Origin of the sequence: Brenneria roseae subsp. roseae (genome assembly GCF_003115845.1) — a bacterium.
In the GTDB taxonomy this organism is placed as follows: Bacteria; Pseudomonadota; Gammaproteobacteria; order Enterobacterales; family Enterobacteriaceae; genus Brenneria; species Brenneria roseae.
On record NZ_KZ819022.1, the window covers coordinates 269,249 to 283,816 of the forward strand.

Genomic DNA, 14,568 nt, shown 5'->3' on the forward strand with positions numbered 1-14,568 from the left:
ATGGCGCAGTATCACTATCAGGCACTGGATGCTCAGGGAAAAAAATGCCGGGGCGCTCAGGAGGCGGATTCCGCCAGACACGCGCGTCAGTTACTGCGTGAACGCGGTCTGATGCCGATTGCGGTGAGCGAAAGCCTGAACGGACAGCAAAAATCGGGCGCTGCCGGCTTCGCTCTGCGGCGACAGCGTCGCATCAGCACGTCCGATCTGGCGTTACTCACCCGGCAACTGGCGACGTTGGTCGCCGCCGCGTTGCCGCTGGAAGAAGCGCTGGATGCTGTCGCCAAACAGAGTGAAAAACCCCACTTAAGCCAATTGATGGCGGCGGTACGCGGCAAGGTCATGGAAGGGCATTCGCTGGCGGACGCCATGAAGTGTTTTCCCGGCAGTTTTGAACGCCTGTATTGCGCGATGGTGGCCGCGGGGGAAACATCCGGTCATCTCGATGTGGTGCTCAACCGACTGGCGGACTATACCGAGCAGCGTCAACAGATGCGCAGCCGGATACAGCAGGCCATGATTTATCCCTGTGTGTTGACCGTTGTGGCGGTTGCCGTCGTGAGCATTTTGCTGTCGGCCGTCGTACCCAAAGTGGTCGAACAGTTTATCCATATGAAACAGGCGCTGCCATTGTCAACGCGTCTGCTGATGGGCATGAGTGATGCGGTACGCACGGCGGGGCCGTGGGTCGTGCTGGCGCTGCTGGCCGGTTTTGTGGCGCTGCGCGTCCTGTTGCGTCAGGAAAAACGCCGTATTGTTTTCCACCGGCGCTTGCTCTATCTGCCTGTGTTGGGTCGTATTGCCCGCGGACTGAATACCGCACGCTATGCCCGTACGCTGAGTATCCTGAATGCCAGCGCCGTACCGCTGTTGCAGGCTATGCGTATCAGCGGCGATGTCATGACCAATGACTACGCCCGGTATCGGCTGGCATTGGCGGCGGATGCGGTGCGGGAAGGCGTCAGTTTGCACAAGGCGCTGGAGCAGAGCGCGCTCTTTCCCCCGATGATGCGCCATATGATTGCCAGCGGCGAACGCAGTGGAGAACTGGACAGCATGCTGGAACGGGCGGCGGATAATCAGGATCGTGAATTCAGTGCGCAGATGGCGCTGGCATTGGGACTGTTTGAACCTTTGCTGGTGGTGAGTATGGCGGCAATCGTGTTGTTTATCGTCCTCGCCATCCTACAGCCGATCCTGCAACTGAATACGTTAATGAGTTTGTGAAAAAACCAACACTTGAGTGAGGAAAAGTAAGGATGCAACAACGTCAGCGTGGTTTTACCCTGTTGGAAATTATGGTGGTTATCGTCATTCTCGGCGTATTGGCGAGCCTGGTCGTACCGAACCTGATGGGGAACAAGGAGAAGGCGGATCGCCAGAAAGCGGTCAGTGACATTGTGTCACTGGAAAGCGCGCTGGATATGTACAAACTTGACAACAGCCGCTATCCGACAACGGAACAGGGATTGCCGGCGCTGGTGAAAAAGCCGACGGTGCAACCGGAACCACGTAATTATCCACAAGATGGCTATATCCGACGTTTACCGCAGGATCCGTGGGGCGCGGAATATCAACTCATGAACCCCGGTCAGCACGGCAAGCTGGATATTTTTTCATTCGGGCCTGACGGTATGCCGGGCACGGAAGATGACATCGGCAACTGGAATCTCAACGGCAGCAAATAAATGTGTCATACCGTTCGTAAACCGGAATAAAGAAGTCAGGTGCAATGACAATAGCGCGGCCGATGGGGAGATATCAGCAAGGATTCACTTTGCTGGAAATGATGCTGGTCATTCTGCTGGCCGGAGTGGCGGCCAGTCTGGTGGTGATGGCATTCCCCACAGAACGCCAGAATGACAGTGCCTGGCAGCTGGCCCGTTTTCAGACGCAGCTGGAGTTGGCGTCTGAAACCAGCCAACTCCATGAATTCATGCTGGGCGTGCGGATATACCCTGATCGTTGGCAGTTTTATCAGTTACAAAGGGACGCCTCATCTGCGGTACTCACCGGGGGCGGCGATACGCGCTGGACAGGTTATAAATGGCGTCTCTGGCAGCCCCATCGTGTTAATCCTTCCGCGGTTCTGCCGGATTCGTTGCGCCTTGAACTGTTGCAGGTAAATGGGAAGAAAACGGAAAAAATACGCGGTAAAGATGACGACGAACCCGACATATTGATTCTTCCCGGCGGGGAAATCACGCCTTTCAGGCTTCTGTTGCAATCCGAGAATAAATCTCTGTCGCACTGGCTGGAGGTGGATGTCAGCGGAATGATACGAACATCGCTCAAACAGGGAGAGCAGCCATGAGCCGACAGCAGGGCATGACCTTAATGGAAGTGCTGGTGGCGCTAACGGTTTTTGCCTTGGCCGGCGTCGCCGTGTTGCAGACGACGGCAAAACAGGCCGGAAGTCTGAGCCGACTGGAGGAGAAAACCTTTGCCGGCTGGATTGCGGAAAATCAGCAGGTGCGGCTGCGGCTTGAACAGCGCTGGCCTGAAACCAGTTGGGTAAAAGGAGAAACATCGTTCGCAGGCCAGCGCTGGTATTGGCGGTGGCGAGGCGAGGAAACGGGCGAATCTCAGCTTCGCGCGCTGGATGTTGAAGTTCGGCGTAATAAAGACGCATTGGCCGCCGACGGTACGCTGCGCACTTATGTGGTGAAGCAATAATGCCGGTGAAGATAGCACCGGGAAAACCGAGAAGCAACGCGCGCCAGCAGGGGTTTACGTTACTGGAAATGATTATGGCGCTGGCCATCTTTGCGGCACTGAGCCTCAGCGCCTTTCAGGTATTGAACGGGGTCATGCGCAACGACGAAATTTCCCAACGCAAGGCGGAACGTCTGGCTGAACTGCAACGGGCTTTTACCCAGATGGACAACGATTTCTCTCAGATGATTGCCCGCGGCAGCCGCGGCAGTACCTCTTTGTTTTATGCCGGCAGAGATCAACTGAAAAGCGACGACTGGGGCGTCAGTTTTATGCGTAATGGCTGGCAGAATCCGTTCGGTCTGCTACCTCGCTCCGAGCTTCAGCCGGTGGCTTACCGGTTACGTAATAACACGCTGGAGCGCCTTACCTACCCGTATCCCGATCCTATAGAGGGACAGGAGCCGGGCGTAAAACCGCTGCTTGCGCAGGTTGACGGATTCCGCCTGCGTTTCTTTACCAATAAAGTCTGGCGGGATCGCTGGGAGAATCCTGCCCAACTGCCACAGGGAATCGAAGTGATATTGACGTTAAGGGACTATGGCGAAATGTCGCGCATGTTTTTTATTACCACCGGGCCGGTTAAATAATGAAGTCTCGCCAGCGTGGTGTCGCGTTACTGGTCGTGTTGTTGATACTGGCGCTGATGGTAACGGTGGCCGCCGTCATTGCTGAACGCAGCGGCAAGGCGTTTCTGCGAACAGACAGTCAGCTCAGCCGTCAACAGGCCAAATGGTATGCCCTGGGAGCAGAAGCCCTGGCTGGCAAACTTTTGCTGCGCGATGCGTTGAATGCGCCTGACAGAACGCATCTGGCGCAAAATTGGGCGCAACAGGGGCGCAGATTCCCCGTCGAGGGCGGCGACGTGTATGCGCAGTTACAGGATGCCCGTACCTGTTTCAATCTCAATTCGATCAATCAGGGCATAGACAATGAAAGCACGCAGGTAACAACGCCCTATCCGGCTCTGGTGTTTAGCATGCTGTTGCAACATCTGGGCGAAGAAGCGACCCGAGCGGAACAGATTACGGCCGCCGTGCGCGACTGGATTGATATTGATAGTCATCCGCTGACGAATGGCGCCGAAGATGAAATTTATGGCTCGCTGCCTGCGCCTTACCATCCGGGAAACCGGGCGATGAGCGAGATCAGCGAATTACGTGCGGTATACGGCATGGACAGCGAGCTGTATCGGCGTTTATTGCCGTATGTCTGCGCGTTACCCGTCGATACGATGCTGATAAACATCAATACGCTGACGGAGTCGCAGGCGCCGTTGCTGGCGGCGCTTTTTCTGAAAGAAATGACGGTGACGCAGGCGGTGACATTAATACAGCAAAGACCGCGTACTGGTTGGGGAAGTGTGTCCGTACTTCAGCAAACGGGGCTATTGCCCGCAAACAGTAAAAATATCGTGCAAAAAATACTGGCGGTGAAAAGTGAATGGTTTTTCGCACAGCTGCATGTGCGCGTCGGCGACAATGATTTTTATCAACGCAGCTTGATTCAGCTCAGTGGTCAGAAGGCTCTGGTCGTGCAGCGGCAATATGGAGGATATAGGACGGTGAATCCATGAATCAACACCAGCACATCAGAAAACCCTGCCTGATTGTCCGGCTTCCGGCGGAAACGGGAGAAGCCATCGAATGGCAGGTGAGGGCAAACGGCGGCGATCATATTCTGGCTCAAGGGCGCGGTCGCGCGGAACAGGTGTGTAAATCATTAGAGACCTACCATGCACTGGCGTTTACCCGAGTGCTGGTGCCTGCCGCCGACGTAACCTTTCATTCTGTGACGCTTCCCCGGCAGGCGCGGCGTCAACTGGCACAAGTGATGCCGTTTATGCTGGAAGACCAGCTAGCCACCGATATCGAAAAGTTACACTTTGCTTTATTGGCGCGGCAAGGGGACATCGGCACGGTTGCCGTTGTGGAAAAAAAGCGTATGCACCACTGGTTATCACAATGCGCTGAATTGGGGGTCGTAGCGGATTCACTGTTACCTGATGCGTGGATGTTGCCGCGGCATAAAGATGGCTGGAGTACGCTGAATCATCACGGCACGTGGCTGTTTCGACAGGAAAATGGTCATGCCATGGCCGCGGAGTCATCATGGTTTGCCGAGCTATTGACCGCGTTTGCGCCGTTGCCCGCAATCTACAGCTATAGCGCGTTACCCGCAGCTTGCGGGGAACTGTCGCTGACCGAATGGCAGACACAGCCGGAAACCGATTTATTTGCTTTGGCGGCAAGGGCGCACCTTCCACCCTCTGCCGATCTGCGGCAGGGCGAATTCGCGTCGGTCAACGCGTGGCGTAATACCCTGCTTCCCTGGCGAGGCGTCGGCGTCGCGCTGTTATGTTATTTGTTGTTATTGATTGGCGAAATGGGGTGGACGCATTATCAGCTTTACCAGCAGGCAAACCACTGGCGTCAGGAAAGCGTCAGAATCTATCGGCAACTCTTCCCATCAGAAACGACGGTCATTAATCCACGGTTGCAAATGCAGCAACATCTGCAACGGGCGGCGGCGCATGGATCGCAGGGGTTGCTCAGCCAATTGGCGGCATTGCAGCCGCTCATCGCACAGAATGGCAACGTACAGATTCAATCCCTGTCTTACGAGGCGCAAGGCACCGAACTGCGGCTGGCGTTGAAGGCAACGTCGTACCAGGAGCTGGAACAACTGCAACAACAGGCGGCGGCGTACTATCAGGTTCAGGCCGGGGAGATGCGGCAGGAAAAGGGATATGTCGAAGGACGATTAACGTTAAGGAGCCGGCCATGAACGAATTACGTCAGCGCTGGCGTGCCTTAAGCCAACGAGAGCAGCGGCTGCTGTTGGCCTGTGCTGGCGCGCTGCTGCTTTTTCTGGCGTATTCCGCACTATGGCAGCCCTGGCAAACCCGGGAGCATCAGTGGCAGCTCGCTATTTCTCGTGAACAGCAGACCGTCAACTGGATGCAAAAGCAGGCGGCGATGTTGCCACCGGACGGGCAAACGCAGGGGAGCGTCCAACGTCGTGATATCAGCCTGCCTATTCTGGTATCGCAGAGTGCCGGGCGTTATGGCCTGACGGTTGTTCGGCTACAGCCGCAAGGCAGCCAGGTTTCGGTGGCGCTGACACGCAGTGATTTCAACGTGCTGATCCGCTGGTTGAATGAACTGGAACAGAAAAACGGCATAAAGGTTCTGGCCTTAGACGTCGCGGCCGTGGAGCAACGTCCTGGTAACGTGGAGATTACCAGGCTGTTGCTGGAGAGGGTGGATGAAGCGTAAAGCGGTCTGGTTTTTTGCCATGGTGCTGGCATATGGTCTGTTTTTGGTTTTTCATGCACCGGCGCGTTTGATTGCTAATCACTTACCTCCGGACGTATCAATAGATAATGTTTCAGGCACCCTATGGCGGGGTAGCGTGCAGCAGCTTCACTGGAAAACCCTGAAGCTGGATGAGGTGCGGTGGACGATAACCATGTCGTCACTCATGCCTGCGTTACAACTCAATATTCAAAATCCAGAGGGTATTCAGGGCAGGGGGATGATCCGCGGCTGGCAACGGGCGCAGCTTTACCAATGGCAACTCTCTGTTCCCGCAGGCTATCTGCTGCGTTTTATTCCACTCATGGTGCCGGTCAACGCAGAGGGCAATCTGCAATTAAATCTGCGACAGGCGACGCTTGATCGCAACGGCTGCCAGTCACTGGATGCAACGCTGAACTGGCCGGACGCGCAGGTAAAAACCCCACTTGGCGGCATCCTGCTGGCGACGCCCCAGGCTATTTTACGCTGTCAGCAAGGCGGTATTGAAGCGGAGTTGCAGCAGATGTCCTCACATTTGCAATTTTCCGGCAAAGGACGCGTGTCGCCACAGGGTGAATACCAATTTAACGGTCAACTCACCAGCGGCGAGGGATTGCCTGAAACAATAAAAAAACTGCTGACTAAAATCGGAAAAACCGATGCCAAAGGCGTCAGCACCGTGAATATCCAGGGGCGTTTTCCGCAATAATTGCGCAGCGATTCGCAATAACCCACGATCCTCAGTCTGACCCATTGGCGTATCACGCCGGCTATGAAAATATGTACAGGGCTCAAGCGGGATATCTTTTACTCAACGTGATTATATCCACTAGCTTTCAGGACGCAGAAAGGCGGCAACCGGATAACGCGCCTGCAACTTGAAAGAGGATGGATACTCTGTTTACCGGGATGGGATTGGCATGGAAGGAGTACTGGCATTTGCTGAGGGATTTCCCGAATGGTGGTTGGGGGCGCTAGCCCTGGCTGGACTGATTGTGGGCAGCTTCCTGAATGTGGTGATTTACCGATTACCTATCATGCTGGAACGTCGCTGGCAGCGTGACGCTCGCGCCCAACTCGGTTTGCCGCCGTCCGTTGATGAGCCTCGTTACGATCTCTGGTGGCCCCCCTCCGGCTGTCCACACTGCCAGCGCGCCATCGCGATGAAAGACAACATTCCGTTATTCAGTTGGCTATTGCTGCGTGGGCGCTCCCGATGCTGCCAGCGGCCTGTTTCCGCACAATATCCTCTGATTGAAGCGCTCACCATGTTGCTCTTTATGGCCGCGGGACTACTCTGGCAACCGGGCATGGCGCTGGGAGGCGCATTGATCCTGCTATCGTTCCTGTTAGTGCTGACAGTGATGGATATGAAAACATGGCTATTGCCAGATGTGCTGACGCTGCCTTTACTCTGGCTAGGTTTGCTTTTTAACCTGTCAGGTACGTTTGTTTCATTGGATGATGCGGTGATTGGCGCGATTGCGGGTTACTTATCTCTCTGGCTACTGTACTGGGGATTTAAGCTGCTCCGAGGCAAAGACGCGCTGGGATATGGCGATTTCAAGCTACTGGCGGCGTTGGGAGGTTGGCTGGGCTGGCGTGCTTTACCCAATCTGATGCTCATCGCCGCGTTGAGCGGGTTGATTTTCACGATAGTATGGCGCTGGGCGCGACGGGAAAACGCCAATCAGCCTTTGGCATTCGGTCCCTGGCTTGCTGTTGGCGGCGGAATCGGCGTGGTGCTTAATGGAATCGGCGTTATACCCTAACCCTTCTATAACAACGTCCTATGGCAATGCGCAATTCATAGTAAACCGCATCGGGTGAACGAACGCATAAAAATAGGCTGAGGGTGTTAACACCATCAGCCTGCTTTACGCTTGCTATTTTGTACATCTCTGTTTTGCGCCCTTCAGTAAACTTGCTTCTGTCAGGCAAATGACTGGTTATTCCACCATCAGCATAAAAGTACTCACCCAAACGACCAGACAGAATGAGATACCCATAAAAAAATACTTCACCGATATATTCTCCAGCAGAAACCACGCCAGCAACGATCCCGATTGTGCGTTTTATTATGGAAGGGAAATGCATCCCGTTTGCGATCGCGCAGCGGAAAACCATTTCCCGTTGTCATCACCAGGGGTAATACCAGTTATGACGGGATCGGCGCTCAATCTACGCCGAGTGAGGGGCATAATTCAAGAGGGTTCAGACACTATATTTGCAGAAATAGCATTAAAAAGCGTTCATTGCCGACCGCTGCTAAATGGTGAAAAGGGGTGTACGATAAAAGCTGTGGTTGATGAGGCGGTTACGGCCTTTTTCAGCACGTTGTTCTGTGACGATTTTCAGTAGGGAGCGGTATGGAATCAACAGATATTTTCGGGAAATTGTGTTTGCTGCTGGACCAGCAGCAGGCTCGTTATCGCGTGGTGAGTCACGCCAGCGCCGGTCGCTCTGAAGAGGTGGCGCAACAGCGCGGAACACAGCTAGGACAGGGCGCTAAGGCACTGGTGTGTCATGTGAAAGGGAACGGGATTCGTCAGCATGTTTTAGCCGTTTTACCCGCCGACCAGCAGGCTGATTTATCGCGTTTGGCTCAGGGGATCGGGGGAACGCGTGCTTCGTTGGCCAGCCCAAAAGAAGTGGACGATTTAACGCACTGCGTTTTTGGCGCTATTCCGCCGTTTAGCTTTCATCCCGATCTGTTACTGGTTGCCGATCCGTTGTTATTTGTCCGGTTTGATGAGCTTGCGTTCAATGCCGGAACGCTTGAACGTTCTGTCATTCTTGATACGCAGGATTACCGGCGCATTGCCCAACCTCGGCTCCTGCCTTTTCTGAAGCTGCCCGCAGCGGGCTAAGCATAATCCTGCATACTTGATAAGTCCGGGACATTCATTTATCAGGTAAATCGGGCAACCGCGACCATCTCTGTTATTATTGCCGCAAATCACGCGCCATCTTTGGATTGGCGCAGCCTTTCGTCGCGTTACCGTTGGTAATAAGAGTAATTATTGTGAGTACAACCTCTTTTTCTTCCCTTGCTCTGCCTGCCGGGCAGTTATCTAATCTCAATGAACTGGGCTATGCGGCAATGACTCCCGTTCAGGCCGCTACATTACCGGCCATCTTGCGCGGTGCCGATGTACGCGCCAAGGCGAAAACCGGCAGTGGTAAAACGGCTGCTTTCGGTATTGGTCTACTCAATCAGATTGTTGTCGAGGAGTTTGTCACTCAGGCGCTGGTGCTGTGTCCGACGCGTGAACTGGCCGATCAGGTCAGCAAGGAACTGCGTCGTCTGGCGCGTTTTGCACAGAATATCAAGATCCTGACGCTGTGTGGCGGCCAGCCTATGGGGCATCAGCTGGATTCGCTGGTTCACGCGCCACACATCGTGGTGGGGACGCCGGGACGAATTCAGGATCATCTGCGCAAGCAGTCTCTGTCGCTTGATGCATTGAAAGTGCTGGTGCTGGATGAAGCCGACCGCATGCTGGATATGGGATTTACTGACGCGATTGATGATGTGATCGGTTATACGCCGGCGGATCGTCAGACACTCTTGTTTTCTGCCACCTATCCGAATGAGATAGAGCAGATCAGCGCCCGCGTTCAACGTCAACCATTCAACGTCGATGTGGCTGATGAGAATACCGAACCGGCAATCGAACAGCGTTTTTATGAAACCACGAAAGAGCAGCGTCTACCGCTGTTAATGGCTGTGCTGAGCCACTACCAGCCGGCCTCCTGTGTGGTGTTCTGTAATACGAAACGTGATTGTCAGAGCGTATTTGACGCATTGGATTCTCGTGGTATCAGCGTGTTGGCCCTGCATGGCGATCTGGAACAGCGCGAGCGCGATCAGGTATTGGTGCGTTTTTCCAATCGCAGTTGCCGTGTGCTGGTTGCTACCGATGTCGCCGCCCGCGGCCTGGATATTAAAGAGCTGGAACTGGTGGTGAATTTCGAATTGGCCTTCGATCCGGAAGTGCATGTTCACCGTATTGGCCGAACCGGGCGAGCGGGGATGCAGGGGCTGGCGGTTAGTTTATGTGTACCGCAGGAGATGAACCGTGCTCATCTGCTTGAAGATTATCTGGGTATACCAATCAAATGGGCATCAACGGCAGAAATCAGTCGCAGCGGCATAGCCGAACTGGCGCCAGAAATGATGACGCTGTGTATCGACGGCGGCCGTAAAGCCAAAATTCGCCCAGGTGATATTTTGGGGGCATTAACCGGCGAAGCGGGGTTAACCGCGGCAGAAGTCGGTAAAATCGATATGTTTCCTATGCATGCCTATGTCGCCATCCGTAAAGCCAGCGCCAAGCGGGCAATGCAGCAACTTCAGCAGGGCAAGATAAAGGGCAAAAACTGTAAAGTCCGGTTGTTGAAATAACCTTGCGGCTAATACCGATCGGGATAGCGTGGTCGTCGGGTAAAGCGTATGGTTATTTCAGGCGATAGTTTTTATCGTTCGAAATACGTGAGTTACAGTATGACGTTGAGGCGATTTTGCTCAGGAGCTGAACGGCCGGCTGAGTATGGGATGTTTTTTTGATCCTGAAAGATGAAGGATGTAGACGGGGGCGTTGGGCGGATGCAGACAACAGAAGTAGACCGGCGGTTGGCGGAAGCAGGGCGGCAGTTGGCCATGGTACTGGTTCCCGGATTACGTGACAGCGATGAGGATCATTGGCAGAGCCATTGGGAAAAACGCTTTCCTGACTGGCAACGCATACGCCAGCGGGAGTGGTATCAGGCGGATTTGGATCGTTGGGTATTGGCAATTCGCCGGGAACTGGCGAATTGCATGCGTCCAGCGGTGTTGATCGGTCATAGCTTTGGCGCACTGGCTTCCTGTTATGTGGTGCAGCAGGGAATGGAAGGCATTGCGGGGGTGATGATGGTGGCGCCGGCAGAGCCTATGCGTTTTGAAATTGAAGAACGGATTCAGGCCACTCGTCTATCCGTCCCCAGCCTGACGTTTGCCAGCCATAACGATCCACTCATGACGTTCTCTCGTGCACAGCACTGGTCTGAGGAATGGGGGAGTGAGCTGGTGGATGTCGGAGAAGCGGGGCACATCAATGCAGAGGCTGGTTTTGGCCACTGGGAATACGGACTTAATCGACTGGCGACCTTTACTGAGACAATCATTATTTCCCATCAATGATCCGATCTGTTTTTGCATCAGTCAACGATTCCCGGTGCAATGTTTTTTAATTACATATCAGCATATTAAACGATACGTCTGTTATCATGACGTCGCGGATTTACATCCGAATCACTTAGTTAAATAAACTCATCGGAATTCTTTTGCTGACGGATTTCCTGCAATTTAAAATCTATTGCGCGTCCATACAATTTTTTAATTGAAAGATAATCCGTTATTTTAATGTTTAAAACGGTTATTTATTGCCGCTATCGCCGTGCAGCATTTCCTGGATCTGCTGATAGACCTCGGCGGCAGACATATTGCTGTATGATACGGTACTTTCGAAGGTTAATACCTCCTGCGCTGTTCCCGAACCTTGCAGAAAGTTCAATAAGGCGAGGTCTTCCTGCGTTATCCGTTTTCCAGTAAAGGCATCAAACATTTCCGATTGTCCGTCAGGATATTTAACAAGGGAAACCAGTTTGCCGTTGTACAGGGGAATCCCCGTCATCGTAATCGTATATTCGGCGGAGGCTTTTGGCTGCTCTTCTTGGTTTTCTTCGGCTGGTTTTTTCTCCGCATGATCGCTATCGGCCCCGCGTTTTTTATCGGATGACAACGTGACTTTTGTATCGCTGTCCGATGCCATTGAGTTTGAGTGCGATGAGTCGGAATTTGTCGTTGATGTGTCGGTTTTATTGCCCGTATTGATAGGGGGAACGGCATCTGCATTTGTGGCAACCCCCGCCGTAGGCAGATTGAGTTGGAGATTTACATTCAGGGGCTGAATATCTGGAATAACCACAATATAACTCCTTCTTATATCTATTTAATGCCGGCAGTTTTCATACCAGTTCGTCACTTCAATGTGTTAAATCCAAATGATTGATATATAATCATTATTAGTGACCGGATTGATTATTTTAACTGACGGCAGAATAGGTTCCTGTAGCAATCACAGCCCATTCTCCAGTCTCATGACATCAATGACACGGCCCAGCAAAGACGTAATTTATGACAAAGGAATAGCGTTATAAAAACACGTTATCGTAAAGTAAATCGGCTAAAAAATTTTTTTCATTAATAACCAAAGTGCATAATTTTAGATTTTTTTTACTAAAAATGCATTAAGACCTGGTGTGTCGATTGAGTGTTCCGTTTTTCGTAACACAAATCATAACCATATCTAATGTTTTTCTGGCTCAGTGCCGTTATGGTATCGATAATGTAGCGTAAAATCAGACAAGATCCTTTTTTAGTATAGTATTATTGATTATGTTTGCTTATGATTTATTCCCCCTCTCTACAACCGCAACGGAAAAGGCTACACTGACGTTCTGTCTTCTAGCAATATTGAGTATCTGTAACGTCATGAGCAGTATCAAATTGACGGTTAACCATTTATATCGGCAATCTGGCGATCAACGAACTGCGTCGTTGGCCACGGCCAGAATTTTTGTCGGAGAGACGTTGGTCGCCACGGAAGAGATTACGGGTATGACGGAAAGCCCGGTCAGTAAATACCTGCATCACTCACTTGCGGAAGGACAGCCTGTAAGAGTTGAATGGGATTCTGAAGGCGTCACCGCCATGGATGTTTCTGAGGTGCATGTCTGCCCCTGCTGTCAACATGACGAATGTTGATAAATAAGGAATTCGCTTTGAACGACGCAAGTTTGTCGTCGCTACTGGGCGATATTTCCGTCATGAGAACATGGTGGTTAAAGAGACGGCGGGTGTAGGTGTGAGCCATCAATTTAAATTCTGACATATCCTTGTATCATGTTCGAACGGTGGGCTGATTTAAAAATTATTTTTAGATTGGTGAGCCTATAAAAATAATTATCAGGATGCCGTAGCATGAACTCTATTTATTGATAAAAATTATGTTTCAATGAAAAAGTTATGATCAAAATACGATTGGCAAAAATAGATGAACTGGATAAATTATCCGGGATTGAAAAATCTGCGGATCAAGTGTTCAGAGAAATTTCTGAGCTGGCATGGATAGCAAATGATACAGAGCAATATATTGAACGCTATCGTGAGTCAATATTACTTGGCTTTTGCTGGGTTATTGTTGATGATGACACGCCAATAGGCTTTTTAAGCGCTGAAGTCATCGAAGACGAACTGCATATATGGCAATTGGCGGTTCGTTGTGAAAGGCAAGGAGAAGGTTATGGCAGCGCATTGATTAAAAAGGCTATTGAAATGGCTTATAAACATGTTCTTTCTGCTATTACGCTGACTACATTTAGCCATGTGCCTTGGAATGCCCCGTTTTATGCACGTATGGGGTTTAATCTTCTTGATAAAAACGCTATTAGTGAACGACTGAAAAAAACAATGATGTCTGAGGCTGAACATGGATTACCATTGGCGTGGCGCTGTGCCATGCGCTTGGAAATAGATAAAATAACAAGATGATTCTTCCATTTTACGCTGATTATCATCAGAAATATTCAGGAAAACATATTTTTTCATATGATCCTGGGTCATGAAAATTACAAAATATTTAAATTTTAATGAATTTATCTTATCGTCAACTTGGGGTATTAATTGCAGGTACGTTAAAACAGAGACTGACATGTTTCTGACACAGAGGTATGCCATATTAATATCGCTGTATTTTCTCATACGCTAGCCGTAATCAGCGGGTGCCATTTCGGATCAGTCGAGGAGAGGTATGATATGAGCTGTGTCAATAATGTCGTTATAGTGCATGGGTTTTTATCAACGCCTCGCCATCACTGGTTTCAGTGGCTGCGGCAGCAGTGTGAAGACGTCAATATCCGCGTTTTAATCCCCAGAATGCCAATGCCCCGAGCGCCTGAGCCTGATAAATGGCTGGAACAATTGAGTAATACGATTTCACCACCCGATGAAAAAACATGGTTTATTGGACATAGCCTGGGTTGTATTACCGTTTTGCATTACTTGTCCTCTTTGCATGAACAGTTTGCTGTCGGCGGCGTAATATTAGTTTCCGGTTTTTCAGAGCAGGTCGAAAAGTATCCTGAACTTAACCCTTTTACCGAAGAAAGCGTTGATTTCGATCTGCTACGTAAAATAATAAAACATAGAATTACGATTTTATCGTCTGACGATAAAGTGGTTGCCCCTCATCATACGATGAAACTGTGTCAACAACTGGATGCGGAATTATATCGGTTTACCGGGTGTGGACATTTCTCTGACGATGATGGTTTTCATCAGTTTCCGGCATTAAATAACATACTTCGTGATTATTTGAAATGATACGTGTTAATCATGATAACAATATGAAAATAAAGGCGTTTAAATACGATCGTCATACCTGTAGAAACTGCGGCATGACGTTTTCTGGATGTTCAGTTTTATTACTTCTGCAAGCCTGATAAAATA

General features: G+C 51.1%; 18 protein-coding genes. 16 read left to right on the top strand and 2 right to left on the bottom strand.

All coding sequences use genetic code 11. The annotated features are described in order from the left end of the window. The 10 genes from gspF to DDT52_RS01290 all read left to right on the top strand — a co-directional run bounded on the left by gspF (window position 1) and on the right by DDT52_RS01290 (window position 7,786). A complete protein-coding gene (gene gspF, locus DDT52_RS01245; RefSeq protein WP_136154751.1) occupies window positions 1-1,227 on the top strand; it encodes a type II secretion system inner membrane protein GspF in 1,227 nt (408 codons plus the stop codon). Between the two features lie 32 nt (window positions 1,228-1,259). Continuing rightward, complete coding sequence (gspG, locus tag DDT52_RS01250; RefSeq protein ID WP_136154752.1) at window positions 1,260-1,688, top strand: type II secretion system major pseudopilin GspG; 429 nt, start codon at window positions 1,260-1,262, stop codon at window positions 1,686-1,688. Window positions 1,689-1,732: 44 nt separating this feature from the next. Continuing rightward, window positions 1,733-2,314 (top strand): type II secretion system minor pseudopilin GspH, encoded by a 582-nt coding sequence (gene gspH / locus DDT52_RS01255; RefSeq protein WP_247595453.1) that lies wholly within the window; start codon window positions 1,733-1,735, stop codon window positions 2,312-2,314. Further along, window positions 2,311-2,676, top strand: coding sequence for a type II secretion system minor pseudopilin GspI (gene gspI, locus DDT52_RS01260; protein ID WP_136154753.1), 366 nt, complete (start codon window positions 2,311-2,313; stop codon window positions 2,674-2,676). Before gspH ends, gspI begins: the two co-directional genes overlap by 4 nt. Next, window positions 2,676-3,305, top strand: a complete 630-nt coding sequence (gspJ, locus tag DDT52_RS01265; protein ID WP_136154754.1) for a type II secretion system minor pseudopilin GspJ — start codon at window positions 2,676-2,678, stop codon at window positions 3,303-3,305. Before gspI ends, gspJ begins: the two co-directional genes overlap by 1 nt. Continuing rightward, window positions 3,305-4,291: a type II secretion system minor pseudopilin GspK gene (gene gspK, locus DDT52_RS01270; RefSeq protein WP_136154755.1), complete on the top strand. Its 987-nt coding sequence runs from the start codon at window positions 3,305-3,307 to the stop codon at window positions 4,289-4,291. The genes gspJ and gspK overlap by 1 nt, the downstream gene beginning before the upstream one ends. Beyond that, window positions 4,288-5,502 carry a type II secretion system protein GspL gene (gspL, locus tag DDT52_RS01275; RefSeq protein ID WP_136154756.1) on the top strand — a complete coding sequence of 405 codons (1,215 nt, stop codon included), beginning with the start codon at window positions 4,288-4,290 and terminating at the stop codon, window positions 5,500-5,502. The genes gspK and gspL overlap by 4 nt, the downstream gene beginning before the upstream one ends. Further along, entirely contained in the window at window positions 5,499-5,993 is a 495-nt protein-coding gene (gene gspM, locus DDT52_RS01280; RefSeq protein WP_136154757.1) for a type II secretion system protein GspM, read from the top strand. The genes gspL and gspM overlap by 4 nt, the downstream gene beginning before the upstream one ends. Further along, a complete protein-coding gene (locus DDT52_RS01285; RefSeq protein WP_136154758.1) occupies window positions 5,983-6,723 on the top strand; it encodes a type II secretion system protein N in 741 nt (246 codons plus the stop codon). Before gspM ends, DDT52_RS01285 begins: the two co-directional genes overlap by 11 nt. A 211-nt stretch (window positions 6,724-6,934) precedes the next feature. Continuing rightward, window positions 6,935-7,786: a prepilin peptidase gene (locus DDT52_RS01290; protein WP_136154759.1), complete on the top strand. Its 852-nt coding sequence runs from the start codon at window positions 6,935-6,937 to the stop codon at window positions 7,784-7,786. A 177-nt stretch (window positions 7,787-7,963) separates the two neighbouring features. Here the strand turns inward: DDT52_RS01290 and ypdK are convergent, their stop codons facing one another. Next, entirely contained in the window at window positions 7,964-8,038 is a 75-nt protein-coding gene (gene ypdK, locus DDT52_RS01295; RefSeq protein WP_099606229.1) for a membrane protein YpdK, read from the bottom strand. A gap of 345 nt (window positions 8,039-8,383) precedes the next feature. Here ypdK and DDT52_RS01300 point away from each other — a divergent pair, with 345 nt between their 5' ends. The 3 genes from DDT52_RS01300 (at window position 8,384) to DDT52_RS01310 (ending at window position 11,199) form a co-directional block, all read left to right on the top strand. Further along, complete coding sequence (locus DDT52_RS01300) at window positions 8,384-8,884, top strand: YbaK/prolyl-tRNA synthetase associated domain-containing protein (RefSeq protein ID WP_136154760.1); 501 nt, start codon at window positions 8,384-8,386, stop codon at window positions 8,882-8,884. Window positions 8,885-9,039: 155 nt separating this feature from the next. After that, on the top strand, window positions 9,040-10,422 hold the full coding sequence (gene dbpA, locus DDT52_RS01305) for an ATP-dependent RNA helicase DbpA (RefSeq protein WP_136154761.1): 1,383 nt from the start codon (window positions 9,040-9,042) through the stop codon (window positions 10,420-10,422). Window positions 10,423-10,623: 201 nt separating this feature from the next. Then, window positions 10,624-11,199: an alpha/beta hydrolase gene (locus DDT52_RS01310; RefSeq protein WP_136154762.1), complete on the top strand. Its 576-nt coding sequence runs from the start codon at window positions 10,624-10,626 to the stop codon at window positions 11,197-11,199. A 235-nt stretch (window positions 11,200-11,434) separates the two neighbouring features. On the opposite strand, the gene DDT52_RS01315 is transcribed toward DDT52_RS01310, so the two are convergent. Further along, window positions 11,435-11,986, bottom strand: a complete 552-nt coding sequence (locus tag DDT52_RS01315) for a hypothetical protein (RefSeq protein ID WP_136154763.1) — start codon at window positions 11,984-11,986, stop codon at window positions 11,435-11,437. A gap of 566 nt (window positions 11,987-12,552) precedes the next feature. Between DDT52_RS01315 and DDT52_RS01320 the strand changes: the two genes are divergently transcribed. The 3 genes from DDT52_RS01320 to DDT52_RS01330 all read left to right on the top strand — a co-directional run bounded on the left by DDT52_RS01320 (window position 12,553) and on the right by DDT52_RS01330 (window position 14,442). After that, window positions 12,553-12,825: a hypothetical protein gene (locus DDT52_RS01320; RefSeq protein WP_136154764.1), complete on the top strand. Its 273-nt coding sequence runs from the start codon at window positions 12,553-12,555 to the stop codon at window positions 12,823-12,825. 261 nt (window positions 12,826-13,086) lie between these two features. Then, window positions 13,087-13,611 carry a GNAT family N-acetyltransferase gene (locus DDT52_RS01325; RefSeq protein ID WP_136154765.1) on the top strand — a complete coding sequence of 175 codons (525 nt, stop codon included), beginning with the start codon at window positions 13,087-13,089 and terminating at the stop codon, window positions 13,609-13,611. Window positions 13,612-13,875: 264 nt separating this feature from the next. Further along, entirely contained in the window at window positions 13,876-14,442 is a 567-nt protein-coding gene (locus DDT52_RS01330; RefSeq protein ID WP_136154766.1) for an RBBP9/YdeN family alpha/beta hydrolase, read from the top strand. Window positions 14,443-14,568: the final 126 nt, after the last annotated feature.

Coding starts and splice junctions, on each gene's coding strand:
- gspF (WP_136154751.1), top strand. CDS start 1: ATGGCGCAGTATCACTATCAGGCACTGGATGCTCAGGGAAAAAAATGC.
- gspG (WP_136154752.1), top strand. CDS start 1,260: ATGCAACAACGTCAGCGTGGTTTTACCCTGTTGGAAATTATGGTGGTT.
- gspH (WP_247595453.1), top strand. CDS start 1,733: ATGACAATAGCGCGGCCGATGGGGAGATATCAGCAAGGATTCACTTTG.
- gspI (WP_136154753.1), top strand. CDS start 2,311: ATGAGCCGACAGCAGGGCATGACCTTAATGGAAGTGCTGGTGGCGCTA.
- gspJ (WP_136154754.1), top strand. CDS start 2,676: ATGCCGGTGAAGATAGCACCGGGAAAACCGAGAAGCAACGCGCGCCAG.
- gspK (WP_136154755.1), top strand. CDS start 3,305: ATGAAGTCTCGCCAGCGTGGTGTCGCGTTACTGGTCGTGTTGTTGATA.
- gspL (WP_136154756.1), top strand. CDS start 4,288: ATGAATCAACACCAGCACATCAGAAAACCCTGCCTGATTGTCCGGCTT.
- gspM (WP_136154757.1), top strand. CDS start 5,499: ATGAACGAATTACGTCAGCGCTGGCGTGCCTTAAGCCAACGAGAGCAG.
- DDT52_RS01285 (WP_136154758.1), top strand. CDS start 5,983: ATGAAGCGTAAAGCGGTCTGGTTTTTTGCCATGGTGCTGGCATATGGT.
- DDT52_RS01290 (WP_136154759.1), top strand. CDS start 6,935: ATGGAAGGAGTACTGGCATTTGCTGAGGGATTTCCCGAATGGTGGTTG.
- DDT52_RS01300 (WP_136154760.1), top strand. CDS start 8,384: ATGGAATCAACAGATATTTTCGGGAAATTGTGTTTGCTGCTGGACCAG.
- DDT52_RS01310 (WP_136154762.1), top strand. CDS start 10,624: ATGCAGACAACAGAAGTAGACCGGCGGTTGGCGGAAGCAGGGCGGCAG.
- DDT52_RS01320 (WP_136154764.1), top strand. CDS start 12,553: ATGAGCAGTATCAAATTGACGGTTAACCATTTATATCGGCAATCTGGC.
- DDT52_RS01325 (WP_136154765.1), top strand. CDS start 13,087: ATGATCAAAATACGATTGGCAAAAATAGATGAACTGGATAAATTATCC.
- DDT52_RS01330 (WP_136154766.1), top strand. CDS start 13,876: ATGAGCTGTGTCAATAATGTCGTTATAGTGCATGGGTTTTTATCAACG.